Raw genomic sequence first — 21,081 nt, forward strand, 5'->3', positions numbered from 1 at the left:
TCCTCCAAAAACCTCAATGCTACCACGCCCTTTCCCCCCGACAAGCAGCCCCTCGCCGCGGGCCGGAGCGGAATCATCCCTCTCTGGAAGCGCCGGCACAGTACCAGCGGGCGCGGCAGATACATTAGCCGAAACCAACATAACTACTAAAAGCACCGCACATTCAACCTGTTGACTCTTATGCGGGGCAGGCGTACACTTAAATCGTAGCAAAGAGTTGTTCTTTGAAAACAGCTCTGGGGTACAGGTAGAGGTGGCGTGAGGTACCCTGATTATTCCACACTTAAAATTTCCCAGGTTTCAGACGTGGTGTGCGATTCCCTGAGTTTAGCGGAATAGCCTGAAGCGTTTTCCGGGGAGATGCTTTACAAAAGAGCGTGGTCTCACATAAACCTTTACGGCACCTTGGAGCTAGTAGCTGGCGCTTAAGGAGATCACGCCGATTGGCCTATAATAATCTCATCCGTCATGCGCGTAACAACCGCTTCAAAAAGGGGAAGATACCGCGAGATACGGGTGACATGGTCCCGCCGGAGCATGTCACTACGCCGCGAGGAACGACTTCCACCGGCGGATAGGGGTAAAGGATCTCATGATTTAAGCGCCAGTTACATATTTCAGGAAAGGCCCGGTACAAAAGCACCGGGCCTTTTTCATTTCGGCGACGTTCGCACGGGCTATGTCACCTACATTCCCTGCCGGTCGGCGCCTCCCTTGCCGGGCATACCCTTTTATCCTTTCCTCCGCTTTACGGCTTTCCTTCTCCTTGGTCCTTACCTCCTAATTTCCTCTGTCGACCTTTCCTTCCCATCATGGCATCCCATCATGGCATCCCTTCACGGCATCCACTACCTTGTGGCATTCACTCCCCTGTGACATCCATTCCCTTGTGACGCCCCCTCCCCTCTGCGACCTTTCCTCCCGGTACGGCTTCCCCTGTTATGCGGGAGTGCTATACTTAGCGCGTGCTAATTTTGGCTAATCAAAACAACGGAGGTAGCCATGCCACGCGGAACCAGAATAACCATGGGAGAGAAAGGACAGATGACGACCCGCAGCCTCGAACCGTACCTCCCCAAGCGCGGGCTGCCGGAGGGGACCGTCTGCAAGGGGTGCGGCATCGTCTACCGCAACAAACGCTGGCAAATCGAAAGCGCTTCAGCCACCTCCCACAAGGGTGACGTGCTCTGCCCCGCCTGCCAGCGCATCGTGGGCGAGGATCCGGCCGGCGTGGTCACCCTCAGCGGATCCTACCTTGCGCAGCACAGGGAAGAGATCCTAAACACGGTCAGGCAGCAGGAGGCGAAGCACAGGGAAAAGAACCCGCTGGGGCGGATCATGGAGATCCGGGAGGAGGACGGCGGCATCGTCGTCACCACCACCGAGGACAAGTTGGCGCAGAAGATCGGACGGGAGCTGTACAAGTCGCAGCGCGGCGAGTTGCACTACAAATGGAGCCATGACCAGCGCATGGTCCGGGTGGAGTGGAGCCGCTGACCGTACCGGGCATGAAATGCAAAGCCCCCCTTGCCTTGCGGCAAGAGGGGCTTTTTGTTTTGAAGGGTATGCCGATCAGCGGTGCAGCAGCGGATCAAACAGGTACTCCAGGCCGTTGGCCTTTACTTCGTACATACACTCGAGCATGGCTCCCAGTTCACCTTCCGGGAACCCCTTCTGCCGCATCCATACCAGGTACGGCTCGGGCAGGTCCACCAGCAGTGACCCGGCATATTTCCCATAGGGCATCCGGGTGCGGGCCAGCCTCAGCAGTTGGGCGGGGTCGGGAAACAGATCCTCCAACGTCTACCCCTTCAGCTTGGCCTTGAGCAGGTCGCCCAGGGTACCCATACCCTTGGGGGCCTCGGCCACGGTCTTCTTGTAGGCGTCCATGCTCTGGGCCTGCTCATCCGCGGCGCGGCTGACCGATGCCAGGGCGAGCGAGATCTTCTTGGCCTCGCGATCCACCGACTCTACCTTCACCTCGACCTCCTGCCCTTCGGACAGGACCTCTTTCGGGTGCTGGATTCTCTTGCCCGCCCCGAGCTTGGAGATGTGAATCAGGCCGTCGACGCCGCTGGCCAGGGTCACGAAGGCGCCAAACGGGGTAAGCCTTGCCACCTTGCCGTTCTGGTAGGACCCCTCGGGGAAGGCGCTCGCCGCCTCTTCCCAGGGATCAGCCAGGGTATCCTTCAAGGAGAAGGAGATGCGGTTTTTCTCCCAGTCGATCCCCTTCACCACGACCTCTACTTCCTGACCGGCGGAAAGTACTTCGCTGACGTGGTTCACGCGGGCCCAGGCGACTTCGGAGACGGGCAGGAGCCCCTCAACGGCGCCGATGGAGACGAAGGCGCCGAAGTCGCGCAGCGACGTCACCGTACCCTTCACGCGGTCGCCCACCTTCAGGGTTTCTTTAAGCGCGTCCTTCTGCTGCTGCATCTCCTCCTCGAGCAGGGCGCGGTGGGAAAGAACGATGTTGCGACCCTTTTCGGAATACTCCATGATCTTGAAGGACATCTGCTTGCCCAGCAGGGCCGCGGTGTCCTCCACCCTTCTCAGGGCGATCTGGGAGAACGGGCAGAAGGCGCGGGAACCGGCGACCTTGACCTCGAACCCACCCTTGACTTCCTTTTCGACCACGCCCTCGACCGGAATGCCGGCGGCATAGGCCTCCTCGAGCTGCGCGTTACCGGCGGAATGGCTGCTTCCGGCGCCGAGCTTGGTGGTGAAACGCATCTCGTTGTTGCGCGAAGAGACGAACCAGGCGGTGACCTTGTCACCAACCTTGACGCTCACGTTGCCATCGGCGTCAAGGAGTTCCTTGATGTCGAGGACCCCTTCGCCTTTGCGACCGGTATCCAGAAAGACCCAGTCCTTGGCGATCTGCAGTACGGTCGCCTCGACCTTGGCGCCCGGCTCAAGCCGGCCGGCGTCCTTCTGGCTCCGCTCGAACAGATCGGCAAAGCTCTCCTCTTCGGTTTCCATCTCTTCCCTGTGATCGTTATCCATTTAAGTACCTCTTCAGCGTAGTTGTTGCGCACTTTAGCACTCATGGAGCATACAGGGGACCCCGTACCCTTGTCAACTACTTGAGCCGCTCACACTCGATGTTTGTCACGGTTGCGACCAACAGGAGCGGTGCACGAGTCCGGCGCGGAGAGACCGGAAAGATGCTGGGTAGGTAAAACTTTCTTCAGGTAGCGCAAGTACCGGCCGATAGGTAGTACATCTCTGAAGCTCACCGCCGCATACGGGAGGACACAACAATGGGAGTTCTTGTCTGTTATGACGACTTCACCTATGACGTGATCAACGACTATTTCCTGGACCACCTGCTCTCCACGGGATGCATTCTTGGCTTTGACAGATCCGAGCACTGGGTGAAAAAGGACGAAGCGACTCCGCCCGCCCCTGCCCCCCCCCGGCACGTCACAGCCTAACCGTGCCCACCGCCCCCCTACCTCAGACCATCCTGAAAACCGCCGGTCGCCTCCTAAGCAACCCCAGTTGTGGTAACATCTCCGGGTGCATCGCCATCTGACGCAGACGGAGGTCCTATGAACGTACCAGCTGCGCTGAAGCGGATCAGTGAAACGATATGGGAACTGCCGGTGAGCTACAAGGAGGGGATGCTGGTTCCCGCCAGGATCGTCGCCAGCGACAAGCTGATCAAAGAAATGGACGCCGGGGTGTTCGAACAGGTGAGCAACGTCGCCACGCTTCCCGGCATCCAGCGCTACGCCTACTGCATGCCCGACGGGCACTGGGGTTACGGCTTTCCCATCGGCGGGGTCGCCGCCATGGATCCCGGCTCGGGGGTGATCTCTCCCGGCGGCATCGGTTTCGACATAAACTGCGGCATGCGGCTCGTGCTCACAAACCTGACCGCGGAGCAGGTGCAGCCGAAGCTGCACCAACTGGTCGACCGGCTCTTCGCCCGCATCCCCACCGGTGTCGGGTGCCACGGTTTCGTGAAGCTGAAGCAGGACGATTTCCGTACCGTGGTGCAACAGGGGTCGCGCTGGTGCCTCAAAAACGGCTTCGCCACCCAGGAAGACCTGGAGATGACCGAGGAGGGAGGCTGCTTCCCGGGAGCGGACACCTCGCATATCAGCGAGAAAGCGGTCGAGCGCGGCTACAACCAGCTGGGGACCCTGGGAAGCGGCAACCACTACTGCGAGATCCAGGTGGTGCAGCCCGAAAACATCATGGACCAGGAGCTCGCCCGCGCTTTCGGCCTCACCACCGTTCCCAACCAGGTGGTGATCATGTTCCACTGCGGCAGCCGTGGGTTCGGCCACCAGGTTGCCACCGACTACCTGAAGCTCTTCCTCTCGGTCATGGAACGAAAATACGGCATCAAGATCGTGGACCGGGAGCTCGCCTGCGCCCCCTTCCACTCGCCGGAGGGGCAGGCCTATTTCAGCGCCATGAAGTGCGCCGTCAACATGGCCTTCGCCAACCGCCAGGTCATCCTGCACCGGATCCGGGAGGTGTTCTCCGATCTGTTCCACGCCTCCCCCGACGAGCTCGGCCTGCGCATGGTCTACGACGTGGCCCACAATACCGCCAAACTGGAAAGGCACCTGGTCAACGGCAGCCGCAAGGAACTGCTGGTGCACCGCAAGGGGTCCACCCGCGCCTTTGGACCGGGGCTCCCGGGACTTCCCGAGTGCTACCAGAAGACCGGGCAACCGGTGATCATCGGGGGGAGCATGGAGACCGGTTCCTACCTGTTGGCGGGCATGTCGACCGGAGGTGACGCCTGGTACACCACGGCGCACGGCAGCGGCAGGACCATGAGCCGCCACGAGGCGAAGAAGAGCTTTCGCGGCGACAAGCTCCAGCGCGATATGGAGCAGCGCGGCATCTACGTGCGCACCGACTCCTTCGGAGGGCTCGCCGAGGAGGCGGGTGCCGCGTACAAGAACATCGACGAGGTGGTGGAGGCGACCGAACTGGCGGGGCTCAGTAAGCGGGTGGCGCGCCTGGTGCCGATCGGGAACATAAAGGGGTAAGGGGAGGCAGACCATGCCGTTTGAATACCGCGGCGACATCGCGCACGCCGACGTCGCCTTCGACGCCTCGGCGTCCACATTGGGGGAGCTATTCCGCGAAGCGGCACAGGCCACCATGCAGGTGATGGTGGAGAACCTGGCGCAAGTGCGCCCGGCCCAGACGCTGGAGCTGAAGCTGGAACAGGAGAACGAGGAGATGCTCCTCTTTGACTTTTTGAACGAGCTGATCTTTTACAAGGATGCCCGCAGGCTGATATTGCTCCCGACCGAGATCGCCATCGCCCCCAGCGATGGAGGTCTCACCGTCCGGGCGACGCTGGCGGGAGAGGAAATCGACCCGATCCGGCACGAACTGATGACGGACGTGAAGGCGGTGACCATGCTGCGCTACAAGGTGGAGCGGGTGCCGCAAGGGTGGCGGGCGACAGTGGTGCTGGACGTGTAGCGCCCGCCACCTCCCGTTACCCGATCACGACAAGGTTGTTGACCACCTCGTTCACCCCCAGCACGTACCAGGCATCGGACTCGGCGGCGCGCTTGTTGTTGGGGGTCGGCACCGCCCCTTCGAGGGTCACCACGCCGTCGTTGCTCCGAATCGAGACCTGCGCCGCGTTCACCAGGGGGTCCTTCTCCAAGACGATCCTGACCAGGTCTACCAGTTCATCGTCGTTCTCATCCGCGCCGGACCACACCTCGATCCCGTTCACCACGTCCCTGCTTCCCGGCACCCACCAGGCCAAGACGCCGGCCAACCGCTTGTGCGAGATGCTCTCGGCCCTGCCGTTCAGGATGACCACGCCCTCGCTGACCTCGACCTCGATGACCCGCTCCAGCCCCCGTTGCGCGGTGCCCCGTACCTCTTCCAGATCCTTCTTGACGATGGCCTGAACGGCGTACTGCATGAAGGCCGGCTCGCTGGCGAGTGCGTTGCAAACATGGTCACGGATAGTCCCGTCCTCCATCTGCTCGGACGGCTCGACACGCAACCGGTCCACGATGCCGGTGACCGGCTGCGGCTTGGCAGCAATATCAAGGGCAAGTTTCTTGGCGCCGATCCACCCGACCTCCCCCTGGACCGTGACCACGCCATCGGCAAAGTCCAGCGCAATGGGATGGCCGTGCAGGTTCACCCGCGGTTCGCGCTCGAGTGCGGCCCGAATGGTTCCGATGACCTCTTCCGCTCTGATCATGCCTCTCCCCCTTTCCCGGCTCGTTCTTCGGAAACGGATCGATTCCCATGTGAACTGCCGGGGCTAGCCGTTAATAAATGCCGAAAAAACAACGGATACATTGTAGCATGGGGAGAGGTGTTGTCGAACCCGACGGGACGGGAGACTACAGCGGGAAGAACGAGAGGAACAACGGAAAACGGCGGCAGGGTCGCTGCCGCCGTAGGCGTTAAAGGATGCGGTTTAGGAAGGACTTGATGCGATCGTGTTCCATCTGGTTGGCGAAGAAGTCTTCCGGGGTCCCTTGGGCCACGAAGGAGCCTTTCTCCATGAAGATGACCCGGTCCGCCATCTCCTTGGCGAAGCCCATCTGGTGGGTGACGATGATCATGGTCATCCCCTCCTTGCCGAGGGCGCGGATGGTGTCGAACACCTCGCCGATCAGTTCCGGGTCGAGGGCCGACGTCGGCTCGTCGAAGAGCATCAGCTTGGGGCGCATGGCGAGGGCCCGAGCGATGGCAACGCGCTGCTTCTGTCCACCGGATAGCGTGGCGGGGTAGACGTCGCGCTTGTCGGAAAGGCCGACCTTGGCCAGCATGTCCAGGGCGATCGCGCGCGCCTCCTCCGGGCTCTTCTTCTGCACCGTAAGCGGCCCTTCCATCACGTTCCCCAAAACGGTCATATGCGGGAACAGGTTGAAGTGCTGGAACACCATGCCGATCTCGGAGCGGAGCGCGCAGATCTTGTGCGGCACGTCCAGGTGCCGGCGCCCGTGCTTATTGGTCACGTAGCCGATCTCGTTCCCCTCGAAGACGATGGTCCCCTCCTCGATCTCCTCGAGGAAGTTGATCGAACGCAGCAGGGTCGATTTGCCGGACCCGGAAGGCCCGATGATGACCACGATCTCGCCGGGGCAGACGTCGAGGTCGACGCCATTCACGGCGGTAAGCGATCCGAAGCGCTTGGTGATCCCCTTGAGGCTTAACAACGGTTGGTTAGCGGTTTTCATAGATGCCGGCCCGAACCTCGATCTTTTCGAAGATGAAGGTGAAGATGGTGGTGAACAGCAGGTAGATGAGCGCCGCCAGGATCAGCGCCGTGACGTTGAAGTAGGCGTTGAACATCTGGTCCGCGGAGCGCATCAGTTCGACCATGGCGATGGTGGAAACGAGCGCCGTGTCCTTGATGAGCGCGATGAACTCGTTGCCGATGGGGGGCATGAGCCGCTTGTAGGTCTGGGGGATGATGACCCGGCGCATTGCCTGCCAGTAGCTCATGCCGATCGCCTTGGCGGCCTCCATCTGGCCGTGCTCGATGCTTTGGATGCCGCCGCGGATGATCTCTCCCAGGTAGGCCGAGTAGTTGAGGCCGAGGCCCAGGATGGCGGCGGTGAAGGGCTTGAAGGTCACCCCCAGGGAGGGGAGCCCGTAGTAGATGAAGAAGAGCTGCAGCAACAGCGGGGTGCCGCGGAAGAGCCAGATGAAGAACCAGCAGAGCCCGGAGACCGGCTTGAAGGTGCTGATGCGCCCCAGCGCGATGAGAAGGCCGCCGATCGGCGAGATCAGGATGATGCAGACCACGAGGGTGATGGTCATCACCGCGCCCTTCAGCAACTGCGGCAGGAAGCGGAGGCAGTCCTGGATGAACACCTGGTAGCGGGGCGTCTGTTCCTGCTTGACCGAGGCGAGGAAGTTGAGGGCCTCGCTGTTGTCGGGATAGACGGCAAGGACTTCCTTGGCGGCGGAGCTCGCCTTTTCCATGTCCTTCAGGGCGAACTGCAGCCTTGCGATCTGCATCCTGCTCCTGACGAAGGCGCCGCTTTCGTCACCCTTCTCGAACTCCACCTTCTTCAGCAGGGCGATGGCCGCGGGGAGATCCCCCTGCGCCATGGCATCGTTGGCATCGGTGAAGAGCTGATCGTAATCCTTGGCGAAACAGACCGAGGCCAGAAGTAACAGCAAGCATGAAAAAAGCAGGATCGCTCTTTTGACGACCCTGCCGGTAAAAAATTTCATCGGCACACCTGATTAACTGTGGCAGTCCCCCTCCCCGCGCACGGGGAGGGGAAAGCGTTAACTATTTCCACTTCTTCGGGTTGGTGATGTCCTCGCCGAACCACTTCTTGGAGATCTTGGCCATGGTGCCGTCCTTGACCATCTTGTCGAGGGTCTTCTGGACCGCCTCGCGCAGCTCCACGTCTTCCTTGCGGAAGGCGACGCCGAAGGGCTCCTTGGTGATGTTGCCCGGCAGGATCCGGAACTTGCCCGGGCGCTTGGCGATGAAGTCGCGGCCGGTTGCGTCGTCGATGATGACGGTGTCGAGACGGTCGGATTCGAGATCCAGCAGCGCCTTCGGGTTGTCCTCGTACTCACGCACCTCGGCGGGGGCTGCCGGCAGCTTCTTGACGGCCTCGACGGCGGAGGAACCCTTCTGAACGCCTACCTTGGCGCCTTTTAGGTCGGCAAGCTTCTTGAGCTTCTTGTCGGCGAAACGGACCACCGCGACCTGGCCGTCCATCTTGTACGGCTTGGTGAAGGCGACTTCCTTCTTGCGCTCGTCGGTGATGGTCATGCCGTTCCAGATGCAGTCGAACTTCTTGGAGTTGAGAGCGTGGATGACGCCGTCCCATGCGGTCGGCTGCCAGTTGATCTTGATGCCGAGACGCTTGCCGACTTCTTCAGCTGCATCGATGTCGAAGCCGACCAACTGCCCCTTGTCGTTGCGGTACCCCATCGGCGGGAAGGCATCATCGAGGCCGATGGTCAGAGCTCCCTGGCTTTTGACCCTCTTGAAGGAACCGTCGCCGGCAAAGGCCGATACGGCACAGGCAAGGACGAGCAGAGACGACAGGACTACCCAGATCTTTTTCACGTTTACGCTCCTTTTCTACGCTATGGTCGGTGATGGTGAAGCTTAGAAAGATTTGATGTAAACAAACAGGCGTTTGGACCGGCGGATTATTGCAGAATCTCACGCAAGCGTCAAGAAGATAACGGGACTTGCCCCAGCCTCAAGAGGATGGTCCCATCGCGGCTCAGAAGGCTAAGCGAGTCCCCCTCTTGGTCAGTCCCGGGGGCGGTACCGTATACCATGTTGCCCCTATTTTTCCAAAAACGTATAATCCGGGTGATAGCGTATCAACACGTAAGAAAGGCCACGAGGCTTAGACATATGTGTAAGAAAATTTTCATCGCTGCTACCGGCCAGCACTGTGGCAAGACCACCATCAGTCTGTCACTGCTTCATCTGGCCAAAAAGAAATACGCACGCGTCGGCTTCATCAAGCCGATCGGCCCCAAGGTCTTCATGCTGGACGGCGTGGAAATGGACATGGATGCAGCCCTCATCGCCGGCATTTACGGCATGGAGGCGGACCGCAAGCTCATGTCCCCGGTCGTGGTGGGGAAGGGGTACACCAAAAGGTACCTCTCCGGCGAAATCGCGCCCGAGGCCCCGCTCGAGGCCATCAAATACGCCTGTGCCGAGCTGGAAGCCAAGAACGATTTCCTGATCATCGAGGGGTCCGGACACGGCGGGGTCGGCTCGGTGGTCGGCATCAACAACGCCCAGATCGCCCGCACCCTGGACGCTCCGGTCATCATGGTGGCCAGCGGCGGCATCGGCTGCGTCATCGATTCGGTGCAGTTGAACCTCTCCCTGTTCCAGCAGCAGGGGGCCGAGGTCAAGCTGGTCCTGGTGAACAAGCTTCTTGCCAACAAGCGCGAGGAGACGCTGGGCTACCTGAGAACCTTCTTCGAGAGCCGCCAGCAGAACGTGGCCGGCGCCTTCGATTATTCTCCCACCCTGGCCAACCCTACCCTGCTCGACCTCTCCAAGCTCCTGAAGCTGCCGCTGCAGGGAGACCAGGAGGGGAAGGACCGCATCATCAACCACATCCAGCTGGGCGCCGCATCGTCGCAGCGCGTCATCGACACCCTGCAGGAATCCACGCTGCTGATCACCACGAGCTCCAGGGACGAGTTGATCGTCACCGCGTCGGCGCTGTACAACATCCCGGCCTACCGGTGCAAGCTGGCCGGCATCGTGATCCCGGGGTCGGCGCCGGTTTCCGCCATCACCCAGCGGATCCTCGACGACAGCAACATCCCCTACCTGCGCACCTCGCAGAACACGGCGGATGCCTTCATCACCCTCACCGAACACGTTTCGAAGATTACGGCGGACGACAAGGAGAAGATCGACCTGATCAAGTCCACCGCCGAGAGCGTCTTCGATTTCGACGTCATCGACGCCATGAGCCGCTAAAAGAAAAACCTAAAAGCACGAAGAGCCGGAGAGGGGGCCCACCCTCTCCGGCTCTTTTCGTTTTGCCTTCCGCTTTTATCCCAGCCGCTGCACCAGGGCCTCGTAGATCCCGTACGGAGTCGACTCGACCACCTGGACCTCCGTCCCCAGCTGCTGCTCCACGTCGTCCAGGGTGAGGTCGTCGAGGAACACCCCCTCCCCCTCCTTCAGCATCACGTCAGGAACGAGCACCAGGTCTCCCAGTTCCATCCCCTGCAGAGCGGCCACGACGTCGGCCCCGCACACCAGACCGGTCACCGTGACCGTGGGACCGAAGAGTCTGTTGCGCACCGCCACCGGCTGCATGGCCACCCCGGTCGCCCCCGAGAGCTGTTTCAGGAAATCGGAGAGATAGCGATAGGGGGACTCGCCGGTGACCACGGTCAGTTTCCCCGGCTTCAGGGGCTCGGCCTCCTGGAGGACCTGTTCCGCCTCGAAGAGAAACAGCGGGATCATGCCGACGCCGTTTTCCAGTTGCGGCAGGTCGCCGTAGTTGTCCAGCTCCGGAAACGGCACACCGCCCTTGATGTAGAATTCGTCGGCCAGGAACAGGAAGGGGGCACCCAGGCGCTCCTCAAGGAGACGGGATTCAGGGTACCATTTGCCGATGAAGTCTGCGGCGAACTCTTTGGTGACCGGGGCCAGCGCCGGGAGATTCTGCCTGTGCTCGGTCAACCCGACCGGCACGACCGCCAGGGAGGCCACCCAGGGGTAGAGGGCGGCCAAGTCTGCCACAGTCCGGGCGAAGGCCTCCCCGTCGTTCCAGCCCGGGCAGAGGACGATCTGGGTGTGCATGGTGATGCGCGCCTCGGCCAGCTCCCGCATCACGTCCAGGATGGGCAGGATGCCGTTTTTGCCCAAAAGCTTCTCGCGCAACGCCGCGTCGGTGGCATGCACGGAAATGTAGAGCGGTGAAAGTCGCTGCTCCTTGATGCGGTCCAACTCGGAGCGGCCGATATTGGCCATGGTCACGTAGTTGCCGTAAAGAAAGGAGAGGCGGTAATCCTCGTCCTTCACGTAAAGGGGCCCGCGCAGTCCGCGGGGCAACTGGTGCACGAAGCAGAAGACGCAGTTGTTGCCGCAGCGCGCCGGTGCCGGCGCCTGAAAGGAGATGCCAAGCGGCTCCCCCTCTTCGCGCTCCACTTCGAGTTCCCAGAGTTCGCCGTCGGCTTTTTCGACTTCCAGCTCCAGTTCGTCGTCAGCCGTGAAATAGTTGTAATCGATGACGTCCCGCAACGGATGCCCGTTCACCGACAGCAGCCGGTCCCCCGGCTCGAGTTCAAACTCTTCCGCGATGCTTCCCGGCATCACTTTATCGATAGTCAGACCTGACATGAAATCCCTCCCGGTGCGCGCCCCGCAGCGGAGATGGAGATTTTTCCGGCTGCGGGAACAGCAGTCGCAGGATCACCCGCGAGGCAACTGGCGTGAGAGCGGCGGCGCGCAGAGTTTAATGATAGGTGGAGAAGGAGGAATTTGGCAACAGATAAAAAACGAGCCGGCCCTTTAGAGCCGGCTGGGAGGAGTTACCGCGGTGACGAGTCTTTCCCGTCCGAATGGTTACCGTCTGTCGGACGCATGGTTGCTGCACAAGAGATCGTGCTACTGGTGCAGTCGGAAGACACCATCCACGGAGGTGATGCTGCAGATCGCGTGCTTATAGATGAGGATATCCCCGTGCACTTCCATAAGTACGGAGAAGTTGTCGAAGGATTTGATATGCCCTTCCAGTTTTTCACCGGACATGAGCTGCACCAAGACCTTTACACGCTCCTTGCGAGACTGGTTGAGGTACTGGTCCTGGATGTTAAAAGGCGTTTTAGGCATGATTCCGCTCCTTTACCCAAAAAATTCAATCACATGACCAAGGATACTAGCAAATGCTGCGGGATATTCAAGCCAATAAATATCATTTTCCCTGCCGAACCATGTCATCTGTCGCTTGGCATAACGGCGGCTGTCGCGCTTGATCAGCGTAACTGCCTCATCCAGCGTCGTTTCGCCAGCCAGATAGGCCGTCATTTCCTTGTATCCGATGGAGCGCATTGACTTTAAGTCACGGTTGTAGCCCTGGGCCAGGAGTTGCCGCACCTCTTCCACCAACCCCTTTTCCAGCATCCTTTCCACCCGGGCATCGATACGCCGGTACAATTCGGCCCGTTCCACGCTGATGGCAAGCTTCAGAGCGCGGTAATGGTCGCCCGAAAAACCATGCTCGGCGCGGAAGGCGGAGATGGGGCGGCCGGTCTGTGTGTAGACTTCCAGCGCGCGCACCAGGCGCACACGGTCGTTGGGGTGGAGTCTCGCCGCAGTCTCCGGATCGACCTGTGCCAAGCGGTTCAGGAGCTCCTCCCCCGGGACGCCGTCGAACTGACGGCGCAGCTCAGGGTCGCCGGTCGGGGAGTCGAGGAGCCCCTCCAAGAGGGCGCGCAGGTACAGGCCGGTCCCGCCGACCACGATAGCCTTTTTGCCGCGGCGGTCGATGTCCTCGATGGCGGCCGCAGCCTCCCGCCTAAAGTCCGAAGCGGTGAAATCCTCCTCCGGCGAGACGATGTCGATCAGGTGGTGCGGCACCCTGGCCAACTCTTCCGGCGAGGGTTTGGCGGTCCCGACGTCGAGGCCCCGATAGATCTGCATCGAGTCGGCGTTGACGATCTCCGCATCGATCTGCTCCGCCAGCCTCAAGGCGAGGTCACTCTTGCCGGAACCGGTGGGTCCCCCCACGACCAGCAGCTTTATCTTCTCTTGCGTCATGGCTTCTCGTCTGGCGAGGCTGCCGAAGCGGCTGCCGCGCCGGGCTCTACACCCGCTTGAACATCTTCTCCACGTCGGTCAGCGTCAGGGTCTGCATCACCGGCCTGCCGTGCGGGCAGTTGCTGGAGAAATCAGTCTCGTCCATCTGCCTGAACAGCGCCGAAATCTCCTGGGCCGTCAGCGTGCGCCGGCCACGCACAACGCTGTGGCAGGCAATGCGCGCCAGGAGATCCTCCTGGATGTCCGTGAAAGTACGACTGCGGCTTAGGCTGGAGAGCTCCTCCAAGATGTCCCGGATGGTGCGCAGGTAGTCAGTGCCGGACAGAAGCTGCGGCACACCGTTCAGAAGCCAGGTGTTGCCTCCGAACTCCTCGAAGGAGAAGCCCAGGCGCCGAAGCTCCTCAAGATTCTCCAGGAGCACGGCCGACTCACGGAAGGAGAGTTCCAGCGTTTCCGGGAAGAGCAGCCCTTGGCTGTCCACCTCCTTGCCGGCAAATTCCACCTTGAGCTTTTCAAAGGCCACCCGCTCGTGCGCCGCGTGCTGGTCGATCAGCACCAGGTCAGTTCCCTGCTGGCACAGGATGTAGGAGGCGTTGAACTGGCCGATCACCGCCAGCGACGAGAAGTAGCCTGGCGTCTCGCTCTCGTGCCGGGGGACGTGCGCAGGTTCTTCCGCCAGAGGTTGGGCGGCAGGCTCCTCGCTGCGTGGCGCGGCGGGATCATCCGCCTTCCGCGTCGGGGCCTCGAAGTGGTAATGGGGGCGCAGCGCCGGCTGGGGCTTGGGCTGATATCCCACCAGCAGCTCGCGTATCTCGGCGACCTTGGCCTCGCTGACCGAGAACAGCGGCGCCGCTACGGGCGATACCGGTTCCTGCGCGGTTTCGGCAGTCGCGGAAGGGGCCGGCACATCGACCAGAGGCGGTATATCCGTGGGTGTACCTGCCGGGGCGGGAACGGGGCGTCCCGATGGGCTGGCGGTGCCGGGTGCGCCCCCTGTGATTGCACATGCCGGCTGTGCAACCGAGGCGGTCGAAGCAGACGAAACCGGCACGGCGGCCCGCTTCAGCCAAGGGGTCTGCTTCAGCACGCTTTCCACCGCGTACTGGATGGCGTCGTGCACCTTTCCCTGTTCGCGGAACCTGACCTCGTGCTTGGTCGGATGGACGTTGACGTCCACCTCCCCCGGGGCGATGTCGATGAAGACGGCGACCACCGGATAGCGACCGCGCTCCAGGAAGTTCCGGTACGCCTGGAGGATGGCGTGCTGCACAACCTTGTCCCTGATGAAACGGCCGTTTATGTAGGTGTAGAGGTGACTGCCGGCGCTACGGCTGCACTCGGGCGCCGCCACCAGGCCGGTCACCCGCACGCCACCCGCCTCCTCGTAGGAAACCGGATAGAGAAACGAGGCGATGGACCGACCGAGAAGCGTCGCCACCCGCTCCTTGAGGTCGGCGTCGAGGGCGCGAAATACCGTCTTGCCCTCATTCTTATAGGTGAAGCGGACATCGGGGCGGGAGATGGCCAGCCGCGTCAACAGTTCCCCGACGTGCCCCCCTTCGGTCTCGGCGCTCTTCATGAACTTAAGCCGCGCCGGCGTATTGAAGAAGAGGTTGCGCACGGCGATCACCGTCCCGGGAGCCATCCCGCACTCCTTGACCTCCTTGATGCGCCCCCCCTCTACGTAAATCTCTGTCCCCTCCAGGCTGTCGCCGGTGCGGGTGGAGATGGTAAGCCGCGACACCGAGGCGACCGATGGCAGCGCCTCCCCACGAAAACCGAGGGTGGAGAGGGCGAAGAGGTCCTCGTCACTGGCGATCTTGCTGGTGGCGTGGCGCTCGAGCGCCAAAAGCGCGTCCTCGCGCGACATGCCGCTGCCGGAATCGGTCACCTTGATGAGCCGCCTGCCGCCGGACTCGATCTCCACCACGACCTCTTTGGACCCCGCATCCAGAGCATTCTCCACCAGTTCTTTGGCCACGGAGGCGGGGCGTTCCACCACCTCGCCGGCGGCGATCTTGTTGGTCAGGTTCTCGGGAAGTATTCGTATCTTGGTTGCCACTGTCGACCTCACACTGCGGTAATCGAAGTCAGCAACATACCTTAAGGGGCGATCGTTTGTAAATCCAAGATTCGCGGTGACAGGCGACGCCGCGCCCTTCGCGCCGCGCTTAATTGCGGGCGCGGGAAACGATGCTATAACATCACGCATGAAATTTTTCCAATTTAACAAACTTTGTGCTCTTCTAGCGGCTGTTATCACCGCCCTCGCCCTTCCACAACCTACCGCCGCACGCTCCTACCACCCCGCCACGACCTATCTGGTAAAGGTCAACGGCAAGGTCATTCGCCAGCAAAATGCCGGTATCCGCCGGGCCCCGGCCAGCCTCACCAAGATGATGACCGCGCTGGTGGTCATGGAGCGCTGCAACCTGGACGAGGTTGTCGTGGTCAGTCGCGCCGCGGCGCGTGAGACCGGCAGCAGAATCGGATTGCGACGCGGGGATAAATTCCGGGTGCGCGACCTGCTCGCGGCCACTCTGATCGCTTCCGCCAACGACGCCTGCCGCGCCCTCGCCGATCACGCCTGTGGCAATCAAACGGATTTCGTGGTACAGATGAACGCCCGGGCTCGGACGCTTGGCCTGGAGAACACCCATTTTGCCAACGCCTGCGGCCACGACAGCAAGGGCCTCTACTCCAACGCGCACGACCTGGCGCGCATCGCCGAGAGGGCGATGCAACTGCCGCAGTTCGCCAAGATCGTTGCTAAACACGACATGCGCATTACCACGCTCGACGGCAGGCGCAGTTATTATCTGAGAAACAAAAACAGGCTGATCGGAAGGTATCCAGGGGCCATTGGTGTTAAAACAGGTACCACGCCCAACGCAGGGCAATGCCTCGTCGCCTTGGCAGAGCGGGAGGAGACGAGAGTCCTCGTGGTGATCATGCACTCCAGGAACAGGTGGGGTGCCGCACCGGCCCTGCTTGACGCCGCCTTCGCTGCGTCAGCGCCACGCCATGCCTCAAGGAGAACTCCAGAGTCGACTGTACCAGCAAGGAGAGAAGATGAAGCACCACCGGAAGGAACTGTGGTTCCAGATCAAGAGTAGGCGTGGCTTTGTCAACGTCACGCGCGACCTCCAGGCGGCCCTGGACGAAAGCGGCATACGCGAGGGACTTCTGTTGTGTAACGCCATGCACATCACGGCAAGCGTCTTCATAAACGATGACGAATCAGGGTTGCACCAGGATTTCGAAGAATGGCTGGAAGGGCTCGCGCCGGAGAAACCGCACAGCCGGTACCGCCACAACCACGGAGAAGACAACGGCGACGCGCACCTGAAAAGAACCATCATGGGGCGCGAGGTGGTGGTCGCGGTGACCGGGGGAAAACTCGATCTGGGGCCTTGGGAGCAGGTTTTTTACGGGGAGTTCGACGGCATGCGCAGAAAACGGGTCCTGGTCAAGATCATCGGAGAGTAGTAAATCGGGAGTGCTGCCGGCGGAGGAGCACCGGCTTGCGGCAAATCTTACAGCCCCCGCAGCACCAGGACGGTGATGTCGTCAGGTTGCGGGTCTGGCTTTCCGGTGAGGGCGACAAGAGCGTCGGCCATCTCCTGGGCGCTCATCCTTCCTCCCAACTGCCTGGCCAGCGCCTCATGGGTAAGTTCCAGTTCCGGCTTCGCATCAACCAATCCGTCGCTGTACAAAACAAGCACGTCCCCCTTCCCGAGTCGCACCTTCCCCTCCTGGTACACCTCATCCCCCTGCACCCCCAACGGGAGCCCACGTGGGTTCAGGGTCTCCACTGAGCCATTGTTGCGCCTGACGAAGACATAGCCATGACCGCAGTCGACAAAGGAAAGTGTCCGCGCTGTGGAGTCCAACTGGGCATGGAAGAGGGTCACGAAGCTTTCCGAATTCTCCAGGTCCTCATTGAGCGCTTTCTCGGCCAAGTGCACCGCCTGGGCCGGCCGATTGTAGAGGGTGACGGCATGGAGGGCGGCCCTGACCGTGGCCATCAGCATGGCGGCTGCCATCCCCTTGCCCATCACATCCCCAAGCGTCAGGTTGAAGAGCGTGGGCGATACCTGCTGCCAGTCGTAGAAGTCTCCACCAACCTGTTTGGCGGGGAGGCAGCGGGCGGCGATGTCGAAGCCGCCGATCTGCGGATACACGCGCGGCAGCAGCTTGGCCTGGATCTCTGCGGCGTAGACCAGTTCAAGCTGCAGCTGCATGCGGCGCAGTTCGCTCTCCCTTAGATCCGCCTCGGCCTTTTTCCGTTCGCTGATGTCCCTAAAGATGGAGATGTTGCCAGTCACGTTGCCAAAGCGATCCAGGCGCTTCATCGCGTACAGCTCGCCGATGAAGACTTCGCCGCTTTTCCTGCGAAAGTGCAGTTCAACCAGCTTTCCCTTCACCGGGGCTTTCACGTCGAAAACCTCCGTGCCGGTACGCTCGTAATCGTCGTCGTTGGCGTAGAGAATTGCGCTGCTCTGGCCGATGACCTCGGGAGAGTCATAGCCGAAAATGTCCTGCAGTGCTGGCTGGTTGACATGGAGAATGGTGCGGTTATGGTCGGCGACGACGATAACGTCGCGGATGCTGTTGAACAGGTTGCGATAGTCTTCCGCGCGTTTCTCGATCTCGGCGTGAGCAACCTCGAGGTCCCGCTCGGTTTGTCTCTGCTTGGCCCGCTCCTGTGCCTCGGTCAGCGCGCGCTGCACCGCAGGAACCAACCTGGACAAGCGGCTCTTCAAGACGTAATCCGTTGCACCGCTTTTCAGCGACTCGATGGCCGCTTCTTCGCCCAGCTTGCCTGAGACAAAGACAAAGGGCAGATCAGGGAGCTTTTGGCGGACCATGGCCAACGCCGTCATGCCGTCGAAAGCGGGAAGAGCGAAATCGGCCAAGATCAAGTCCATGCCGCCACGTTCCAAGGCGATGCTGAATTCGTCCCGCCTCGACACCACCTCGACTTCGCAATCAAGCCCCTCGGACATGAGCGTCAGCAGAACCAGTTCTGCATCCATCGGATCATCTTCGAGGTGCAGTATGCGCAGATGCTGCTCTTTCATTCGTTTTGGCCCTTTGGAGGCAACGGAGGCGGCTCGTTGATGATGGCCCAGAAGGCCCCAAGTTCCTTGACTGCCGTTATGAACTCGGAGAAGTTCACCGGCTTGACGACGTACGCGTTGACTCCCAGCCGATAGCTCTCGACAACATCCCTTTCCTCCCGGGAGGAAGTGAGCACCACCACCGGGATACATTTGAGCTTCTCGTCCCCTTTGAGAATGCTGAGCACCTCGAGACCGTCAACCTTCGGCAGTTTCAGGTCCAAAAGGATGACTGCCAAGTTCGGCGGCGGCTGCCCTGCGTATTGCCCACGGAGGTAGAGGTAATCGAGGGCTTCGGCACCATCTCTAACAACGTCGACGCCGTTGGCCAGATTATGTTCAGCCAGCGCTTCCAAGGTAAGTTCAGCATCATTGGCGTTGTCCTCAACCAACAGTATGCGCTTTAGCTTTAACATCCCTGTATCTCCTTAAATCCCCCCACAGCACAGCAAGGTAAACAGGCACGTTGGACACACAGATTTTACCACGTCTTTATTGCGATACACCAATGACGTTTTGCCGGCAGCCCTCACCGGCACGCGAGACCTGAGTACGGTAACGTCTGCTGGCCTTACGACGTCAATCACCGTACGGCTTCGACAATTACTTGAATGACTGTCCTGATAGTGATTGTGCACCGGCTGAAAGCAAATCTAGAAATTTCTGTTATTCTTAATACAAGACATACTCTTCATAACGAGTTAAAGGAGAAACAATGAAAGGCAGAATACTCGTGGCATTGGCGGTAACCACTCTTTCATTCACCACCTTGCACGCGGCACAGGAAGTGCCACAATTTGCCCCCAAGTCCGCTCCGTCCTCCGGGACCAACCTTGGCAGTGTAACTGGAGGCGTTTTCAAGGAAGCGCACCTGGTTATCGACAAGAAGTGCGTTTCATGTCATACCGCCCAGCGCATTGAAAGCGCGATAGCGGCCGGCAAGGATATGCAGAAGATCCAACACCGCATGGAACTCAAGGGAGCAAAACTCACTGCGGATGAACAGACGGTACTTGGCATATTCTATAAAGAGAGCCCGCTGAAACCCAAGAAGTAGCTATAACCTCGCGTCCCGGGGGGGCTCACTCCCCCCCTCACTTTCGTTCGTTCCAGGTTATCTCCACGGGATATCCCTTGTTCTCGTAATACGCTCGGACCAGTTTCCCCATGTCGATCAAATGAAGCATGCCCCTGTCCGCCATCAGTTGCAGGATGTCGCCGACGCCAACGGTGTCGGAACTCTGGCAATGGAACTCCACGAAAATCCGCCCACCTTTCGCCCCTATTTTCACAGGCTGGTTTATCACCCATACCGGCATCCCCTTCTGGGCCATCTCGAATAAGTTCGCGATATCCTCGGAGTACAGGCGCAGACACCCATGGCTCGACCGTCTGCCAATGCCCCAAGGACGGTTCGTCCCATGGATCAAAATGTCTGGGCGTGAAAGGCGCAACGCGTGGCGCCCCAGCGGGTTCCGCGCTCCAGGTGCGACAACGGCGGGAAGCTGAGGTCGCTTGCGACGAATTGACTCCGGGACATGCCAGTACGGGTTGACTATTTTCTCAGTAATCACGAAACGGCCAACCGGAGTATCAGTTCCTTCATCACCAATGCCTATGGGAAAGGTAATGATACCGTCACCACGGTGGGGAAAATAGAATAAGCGCAGCTCGGCCAAGTTCACCACGATGCAAGGTCGCTCCCAGGCGGTCGGGGGAATCCATGCTGAGGGTATCGTAACGACAGTACCTGGTTTAGGAAGGATAGGGTCGACTCCACGATTGGCGTCCCTGATCCCGTTGTAGCCAAGATCGAACTTCCTGGCGATTTCAATGAGGGATTCGCCGTGACGCACCTTGTACAGCCGAAGTTCACCTACAAAGCCACCCTCATAGATAGATGGCACGGCGACAACAGCCCGAGCTGCCGGCACCATAACGGTGAGCAGACCAAATGCCGCTACGGTTGTTGCCCGGCAGACAAGGGACATGTGACGAACCAGCACTTTTTTTGAGGTTGTTATTTCTTTTGTCCCAACTCGAAAGTTTTTTCAGCTCGCTCTGCCGCCTGGGCAACTGCGGTCGCGGCGGCCTCGGCTCTTTGCGCGCTATCTGCAGCCCTTGCGGTCGCCTCATCGAGCATGGCCTTGTTTGCCAGTTGCGCTTGAGAGACTTGACTCTCCAACGTGGCGAGTCTGCTCTCAAGGGAGCGGGCTCGCTCGTCGAGAGACGCGCTCTTTCCTTCAATGATATCGACTTTGCACGAGATGGGATCCAGTTGACGGTTGACATAGCCTTTGGTGACACAGCCGGGCAAAACGAAGGTAACAACGGCAAGGGTCAAGAGGGAGAGCTTCAAGAGGAACCTCCACAGAATGGTTAAAATTAGCACCAGCCAATTTTAACCAGCACGGCGACATTTGCAACGTCATGGGTGAAAGAAGCGAGAGCGGGTACTCCCTCGGCCGTTAACGCCAGTGAATACCGGAATTGGTCAGGAGATGCGCGATTTGGTGGGGTCTGGAAAAATGGAGAAGGTGGAAGATGCGAAAAAGCCCCGTCTGGACGAACCAGACGGGGCTTTTTCAATTAAATTCCCTGCGGCGACCTACTCTCCCACACCGTTACCAGTGCAGTACCATCGGCCCTGAGAGGCTTAACTTCCGTGTTCGGGATGGGAACGGGTGTGACCCTCTCGGCATAGCCACAGAGAAA

Annotated in this window: 22 protein-coding genes and 1 rRNA gene; 8 read left to right on the top strand and 15 right to left on the bottom strand. The window is 60.3% G+C overall.

The features are described 5' to 3' along the window. Window positions 1-1,002 precede the first annotated feature (1,002 nt). Window positions 1,003-1,497: a BCAM0308 family protein gene (locus tag KOL99_RS20790; protein ID WP_216512374.1), complete on the top strand. Its 495-nt coding sequence runs from the start codon at window positions 1,003-1,005 to the stop codon at window positions 1,495-1,497. A 75-nt stretch (window positions 1,498-1,572) separates the two neighbouring features. On the opposite strand, the gene KOL99_RS20795 is transcribed toward KOL99_RS20790, so the two are convergent. Continuing rightward, window positions 1,573-1,800, bottom strand: a complete 228-nt coding sequence (locus KOL99_RS20795) for a DUF3820 family protein (protein ID WP_216512375.1) — start codon at window positions 1,798-1,800, stop codon at window positions 1,573-1,575. A gap of 3 nt (window positions 1,801-1,803) precedes the next feature. Further along, window positions 1,804-3,006 carry a 30S ribosomal protein S1 gene (gene rpsA / locus KOL99_RS20800; RefSeq protein ID WP_216512376.1) on the bottom strand — a complete coding sequence of 401 codons (1,203 nt, stop codon included), beginning with the start codon at window positions 3,004-3,006 and terminating at the stop codon, window positions 1,804-1,806. A 257-nt stretch (window positions 3,007-3,263) separates the two neighbouring features. Here rpsA and KOL99_RS20805 point away from each other — a divergent pair, with 257 nt between their 5' ends. The 3 genes from KOL99_RS20805 (at window position 3,264) to KOL99_RS20815 (ending at window position 5,460) form a co-directional block, all read left to right on the top strand. Further along, entirely contained in the window at window positions 3,264-3,437 is a 174-nt protein-coding gene (locus tag KOL99_RS20805; RefSeq protein ID WP_216512377.1) for a GSU3473 family protein, read from the top strand. A gap of 117 nt (window positions 3,438-3,554) precedes the next feature. Next, window positions 3,555-5,015 (top strand): RtcB family protein, encoded by a 1,461-nt coding sequence (locus KOL99_RS20810; RefSeq protein ID WP_216512378.1) that lies wholly within the window; start codon window positions 3,555-3,557, stop codon window positions 5,013-5,015. Window positions 5,016-5,028: 13 nt separating this feature from the next. Continuing rightward, window positions 5,029-5,460 carry an archease gene (locus tag KOL99_RS20815; RefSeq protein WP_216512379.1) on the top strand — a complete coding sequence of 144 codons (432 nt, stop codon included), beginning with the start codon at window positions 5,029-5,031 and terminating at the stop codon, window positions 5,458-5,460. 16 nt (window positions 5,461-5,476) lie between these two features. On the opposite strand, the gene KOL99_RS20820 is transcribed toward KOL99_RS20815, so the two are convergent. The 4 genes from KOL99_RS20820 to KOL99_RS20835 form a co-directional block, all read right to left on the bottom strand. Further along, window positions 5,477-6,205 carry a BON domain-containing protein gene (locus KOL99_RS20820; RefSeq protein WP_216512380.1) on the bottom strand — a complete coding sequence of 243 codons (729 nt, stop codon included), beginning with the start codon at window positions 6,203-6,205 and terminating at the stop codon, window positions 5,477-5,479. 208 nt (window positions 6,206-6,413) lie between these two features. Then, a complete protein-coding gene (locus KOL99_RS20825; protein ID WP_328760899.1) occupies window positions 6,414-7,193 on the bottom strand; it encodes an amino acid ABC transporter ATP-binding protein in 780 nt (259 codons plus the stop codon). Further along, window positions 7,180-8,199: an ABC transporter permease subunit gene (locus KOL99_RS20830; RefSeq protein ID WP_216512381.1), complete on the bottom strand. Its 1,020-nt coding sequence runs from the start codon at window positions 8,197-8,199 to the stop codon at window positions 7,180-7,182. The genes KOL99_RS20825 and KOL99_RS20830 overlap by 14 nt, the downstream gene beginning before the upstream one ends. A gap of 61 nt (window positions 8,200-8,260) precedes the next feature. Further along, a complete protein-coding gene (locus KOL99_RS20835; RefSeq protein ID WP_216500589.1) occupies window positions 8,261-9,055 on the bottom strand; it encodes an amino acid ABC transporter substrate-binding protein in 795 nt (264 codons plus the stop codon). 300 nt (window positions 9,056-9,355) lie between these two features. On the opposite strand from KOL99_RS20835, the gene KOL99_RS20840 reads away from it, so the two are divergent. Beyond that, window positions 9,356-10,450 carry an AAA family ATPase gene (locus KOL99_RS20840; protein ID WP_216512382.1) on the top strand — a complete coding sequence of 365 codons (1,095 nt, stop codon included), beginning with the start codon at window positions 9,356-9,358 and terminating at the stop codon, window positions 10,448-10,450. 75 nt (window positions 10,451-10,525) lie between these two features. Here KOL99_RS20840 and KOL99_RS20845 read toward each other — a convergent pair whose 3' ends face one another. From KOL99_RS20845 to mutL, 4 genes are all read right to left on the bottom strand, one after another. Continuing rightward, entirely contained in the window at window positions 10,526-11,824 is a 1,299-nt protein-coding gene (locus tag KOL99_RS20845; RefSeq protein ID WP_216512383.1) for a DUF512 domain-containing protein, read from the bottom strand. Window positions 11,825-12,091: 267 nt separating this feature from the next. Further along, the gene (hfq, locus tag KOL99_RS20850; protein WP_012529414.1) at window positions 12,092-12,316 is read right to left on the bottom strand and encodes an RNA chaperone Hfq; all 225 of its coding nucleotides are present in this window, start codon (window positions 12,314-12,316) and stop codon (window positions 12,092-12,094) included. Between the two features lie 12 nt (window positions 12,317-12,328). Continuing rightward, complete coding sequence (gene miaA / locus KOL99_RS20855) at window positions 12,329-13,243, bottom strand: tRNA (adenosine(37)-N6)-dimethylallyltransferase MiaA (RefSeq protein WP_216512384.1); 915 nt, start codon at window positions 13,241-13,243, stop codon at window positions 12,329-12,331. Window positions 13,244-13,289: 46 nt separating this feature from the next. Next, window positions 13,290-15,305 (bottom strand): DNA mismatch repair endonuclease MutL, encoded by a 2,016-nt coding sequence (gene mutL, locus KOL99_RS20860; RefSeq protein WP_216512385.1) that lies wholly within the window; start codon window positions 15,303-15,305, stop codon window positions 13,290-13,292. 148 nt (window positions 15,306-15,453) lie between these two features. On the opposite strand from mutL, the gene KOL99_RS20865 reads away from it, so the two are divergent. Then, on the top strand, window positions 15,454-16,359 hold the full coding sequence (locus KOL99_RS20865) for a D-alanyl-D-alanine carboxypeptidase family protein (RefSeq protein ID WP_216512386.1): 906 nt from the start codon (window positions 15,454-15,456) through the stop codon (window positions 16,357-16,359). Beyond that, complete coding sequence (locus tag KOL99_RS20870; protein ID WP_216512387.1) at window positions 16,316-16,732, top strand: secondary thiamine-phosphate synthase enzyme YjbQ; 417 nt, start codon at window positions 16,316-16,318, stop codon at window positions 16,730-16,732. The genes KOL99_RS20865 and KOL99_RS20870 overlap by 44 nt, the downstream gene beginning before the upstream one ends. Before the next feature lie 47 nt (window positions 16,733-16,779). Here the strand turns inward: KOL99_RS20870 and KOL99_RS20875 are convergent, their stop codons facing one another. Together KOL99_RS20875 and KOL99_RS20880 are read right to left on the bottom strand one after the other, a co-directional pair. Then, window positions 16,780-18,327 carry a SpoIIE family protein phosphatase gene (locus tag KOL99_RS20875; RefSeq protein WP_216512388.1) on the bottom strand — a complete coding sequence of 516 codons (1,548 nt, stop codon included), beginning with the start codon at window positions 18,325-18,327 and terminating at the stop codon, window positions 16,780-16,782. After that, a complete protein-coding gene (locus tag KOL99_RS20880; RefSeq protein ID WP_216512389.1) occupies window positions 18,324-18,782 on the bottom strand; it encodes a response regulator in 459 nt (152 codons plus the stop codon). Before KOL99_RS20880 ends, KOL99_RS20875 begins: the two co-directional genes overlap by 4 nt. A gap of 299 nt (window positions 18,783-19,081) precedes the next feature. Here KOL99_RS20880 and KOL99_RS20885 point away from each other — a divergent pair, with 299 nt between their 5' ends. Further along, window positions 19,082-19,423: a cytochrome C gene (locus KOL99_RS20885; protein ID WP_216512390.1), complete on the top strand. Its 342-nt coding sequence runs from the start codon at window positions 19,082-19,084 to the stop codon at window positions 19,421-19,423. A 37-nt stretch (window positions 19,424-19,460) separates the two neighbouring features. Here the strand turns inward: KOL99_RS20885 and KOL99_RS20890 are convergent, their stop codons facing one another. The 3 genes from KOL99_RS20890 to rrf form a co-directional block, all read right to left on the bottom strand. Beyond that, on the bottom strand, window positions 19,461-20,357 hold the full coding sequence (locus tag KOL99_RS20890) for a L,D-transpeptidase family protein (RefSeq protein WP_216512391.1): 897 nt from the start codon (window positions 20,355-20,357) through the stop codon (window positions 19,461-19,463). A 29-nt stretch (window positions 20,358-20,386) separates the two neighbouring features. Continuing rightward, a complete protein-coding gene (locus KOL99_RS20895; protein WP_216512392.1) occupies window positions 20,387-20,725 on the bottom strand; it encodes a hypothetical protein in 339 nt (112 codons plus the stop codon). 236 nt (window positions 20,726-20,961) lie between these two features. Further along, window positions 20,962-21,078, bottom strand: a 5S ribosomal RNA gene (gene rrf, locus KOL99_RS20900). Window positions 21,079-21,081: the final 3 nt, after the last annotated feature.

It is taken from the genome of Geomonas azotofigens, assembly GCF_018919395.1.
GTDB lineage: Bacteria > Desulfobacterota > Desulfuromonadia > Geobacterales > Geobacteraceae > Geomonas > Geomonas azotofigens.

Coding starts and splice junctions, on each gene's coding strand:
- KOL99_RS20790 (WP_216512374.1), top strand. CDS start 1,003: ATGCCACGCGGAACCAGAATAACCATGGGAGAGAAAGGACAGATGACG.
- rpsA (WP_216512376.1), bottom strand. CDS start 3,006: ATGGATAACGATCACAGGGAAGAGATGGAAACCGAAGAGGAGAGCTTT.
- KOL99_RS20805 (WP_216512377.1), top strand. CDS start 3,264: ATGGGAGTTCTTGTCTGTTATGACGACTTCACCTATGACGTGATCAAC.
- KOL99_RS20810 (WP_216512378.1), top strand. CDS start 3,555: ATGAACGTACCAGCTGCGCTGAAGCGGATCAGTGAAACGATATGGGAA.
- KOL99_RS20815 (WP_216512379.1), top strand. CDS start 5,029: ATGCCGTTTGAATACCGCGGCGACATCGCGCACGCCGACGTCGCCTTC.
- KOL99_RS20820 (WP_216512380.1), bottom strand. CDS start 6,205: ATGATCAGAGCGGAAGAGGTCATCGGAACCATTCGGGCCGCACTCGAG.
- KOL99_RS20825 (WP_328760899.1), bottom strand. CDS start 7,193: ATGAAAACCGCTAACCAACCGTTGTTAAGCCTCAAGGGGATCACCAAG.
- KOL99_RS20830 (WP_216512381.1), bottom strand. CDS start 8,199: ATGAAATTTTTTACCGGCAGGGTCGTCAAAAGAGCGATCCTGCTTTTT.
- KOL99_RS20840 (WP_216512382.1), top strand. CDS start 9,356: ATGTGTAAGAAAATTTTCATCGCTGCTACCGGCCAGCACTGTGGCAAG.
- KOL99_RS20845 (WP_216512383.1), bottom strand. CDS start 11,824: ATGTCAGGTCTGACTATCGATAAAGTGATGCCGGGAAGCATCGCGGAA.
- hfq (WP_012529414.1), bottom strand. CDS start 12,316: ATGCCTAAAACGCCTTTTAACATCCAGGACCAGTACCTCAACCAGTCT.
- miaA (WP_216512384.1), bottom strand. CDS start 13,243: ATGACGCAAGAGAAGATAAAGCTGCTGGTCGTGGGGGGACCCACCGGT.
- KOL99_RS20865 (WP_216512386.1), top strand. CDS start 15,454: ATGAAATTTTTCCAATTTAACAAACTTTGTGCTCTTCTAGCGGCTGTT.
- KOL99_RS20870 (WP_216512387.1), top strand. CDS start 16,316: ATGAAGCACCACCGGAAGGAACTGTGGTTCCAGATCAAGAGTAGGCGT.
- KOL99_RS20875 (WP_216512388.1), bottom strand. CDS start 18,327: ATGAAAGAGCAGCATCTGCGCATACTGCACCTCGAAGATGATCCGATG.
- KOL99_RS20880 (WP_216512389.1), bottom strand. CDS start 18,782: ATGTTAAAGCTAAAGCGCATACTGTTGGTTGAGGACAACGCCAATGAT.
- KOL99_RS20885 (WP_216512390.1), top strand. CDS start 19,082: ATGAAAGGCAGAATACTCGTGGCATTGGCGGTAACCACTCTTTCATTC.
- KOL99_RS20890 (WP_216512391.1), bottom strand. CDS start 20,357: ATGTCCCTTGTCTGCCGGGCAACAACCGTAGCGGCATTTGGTCTGCTC.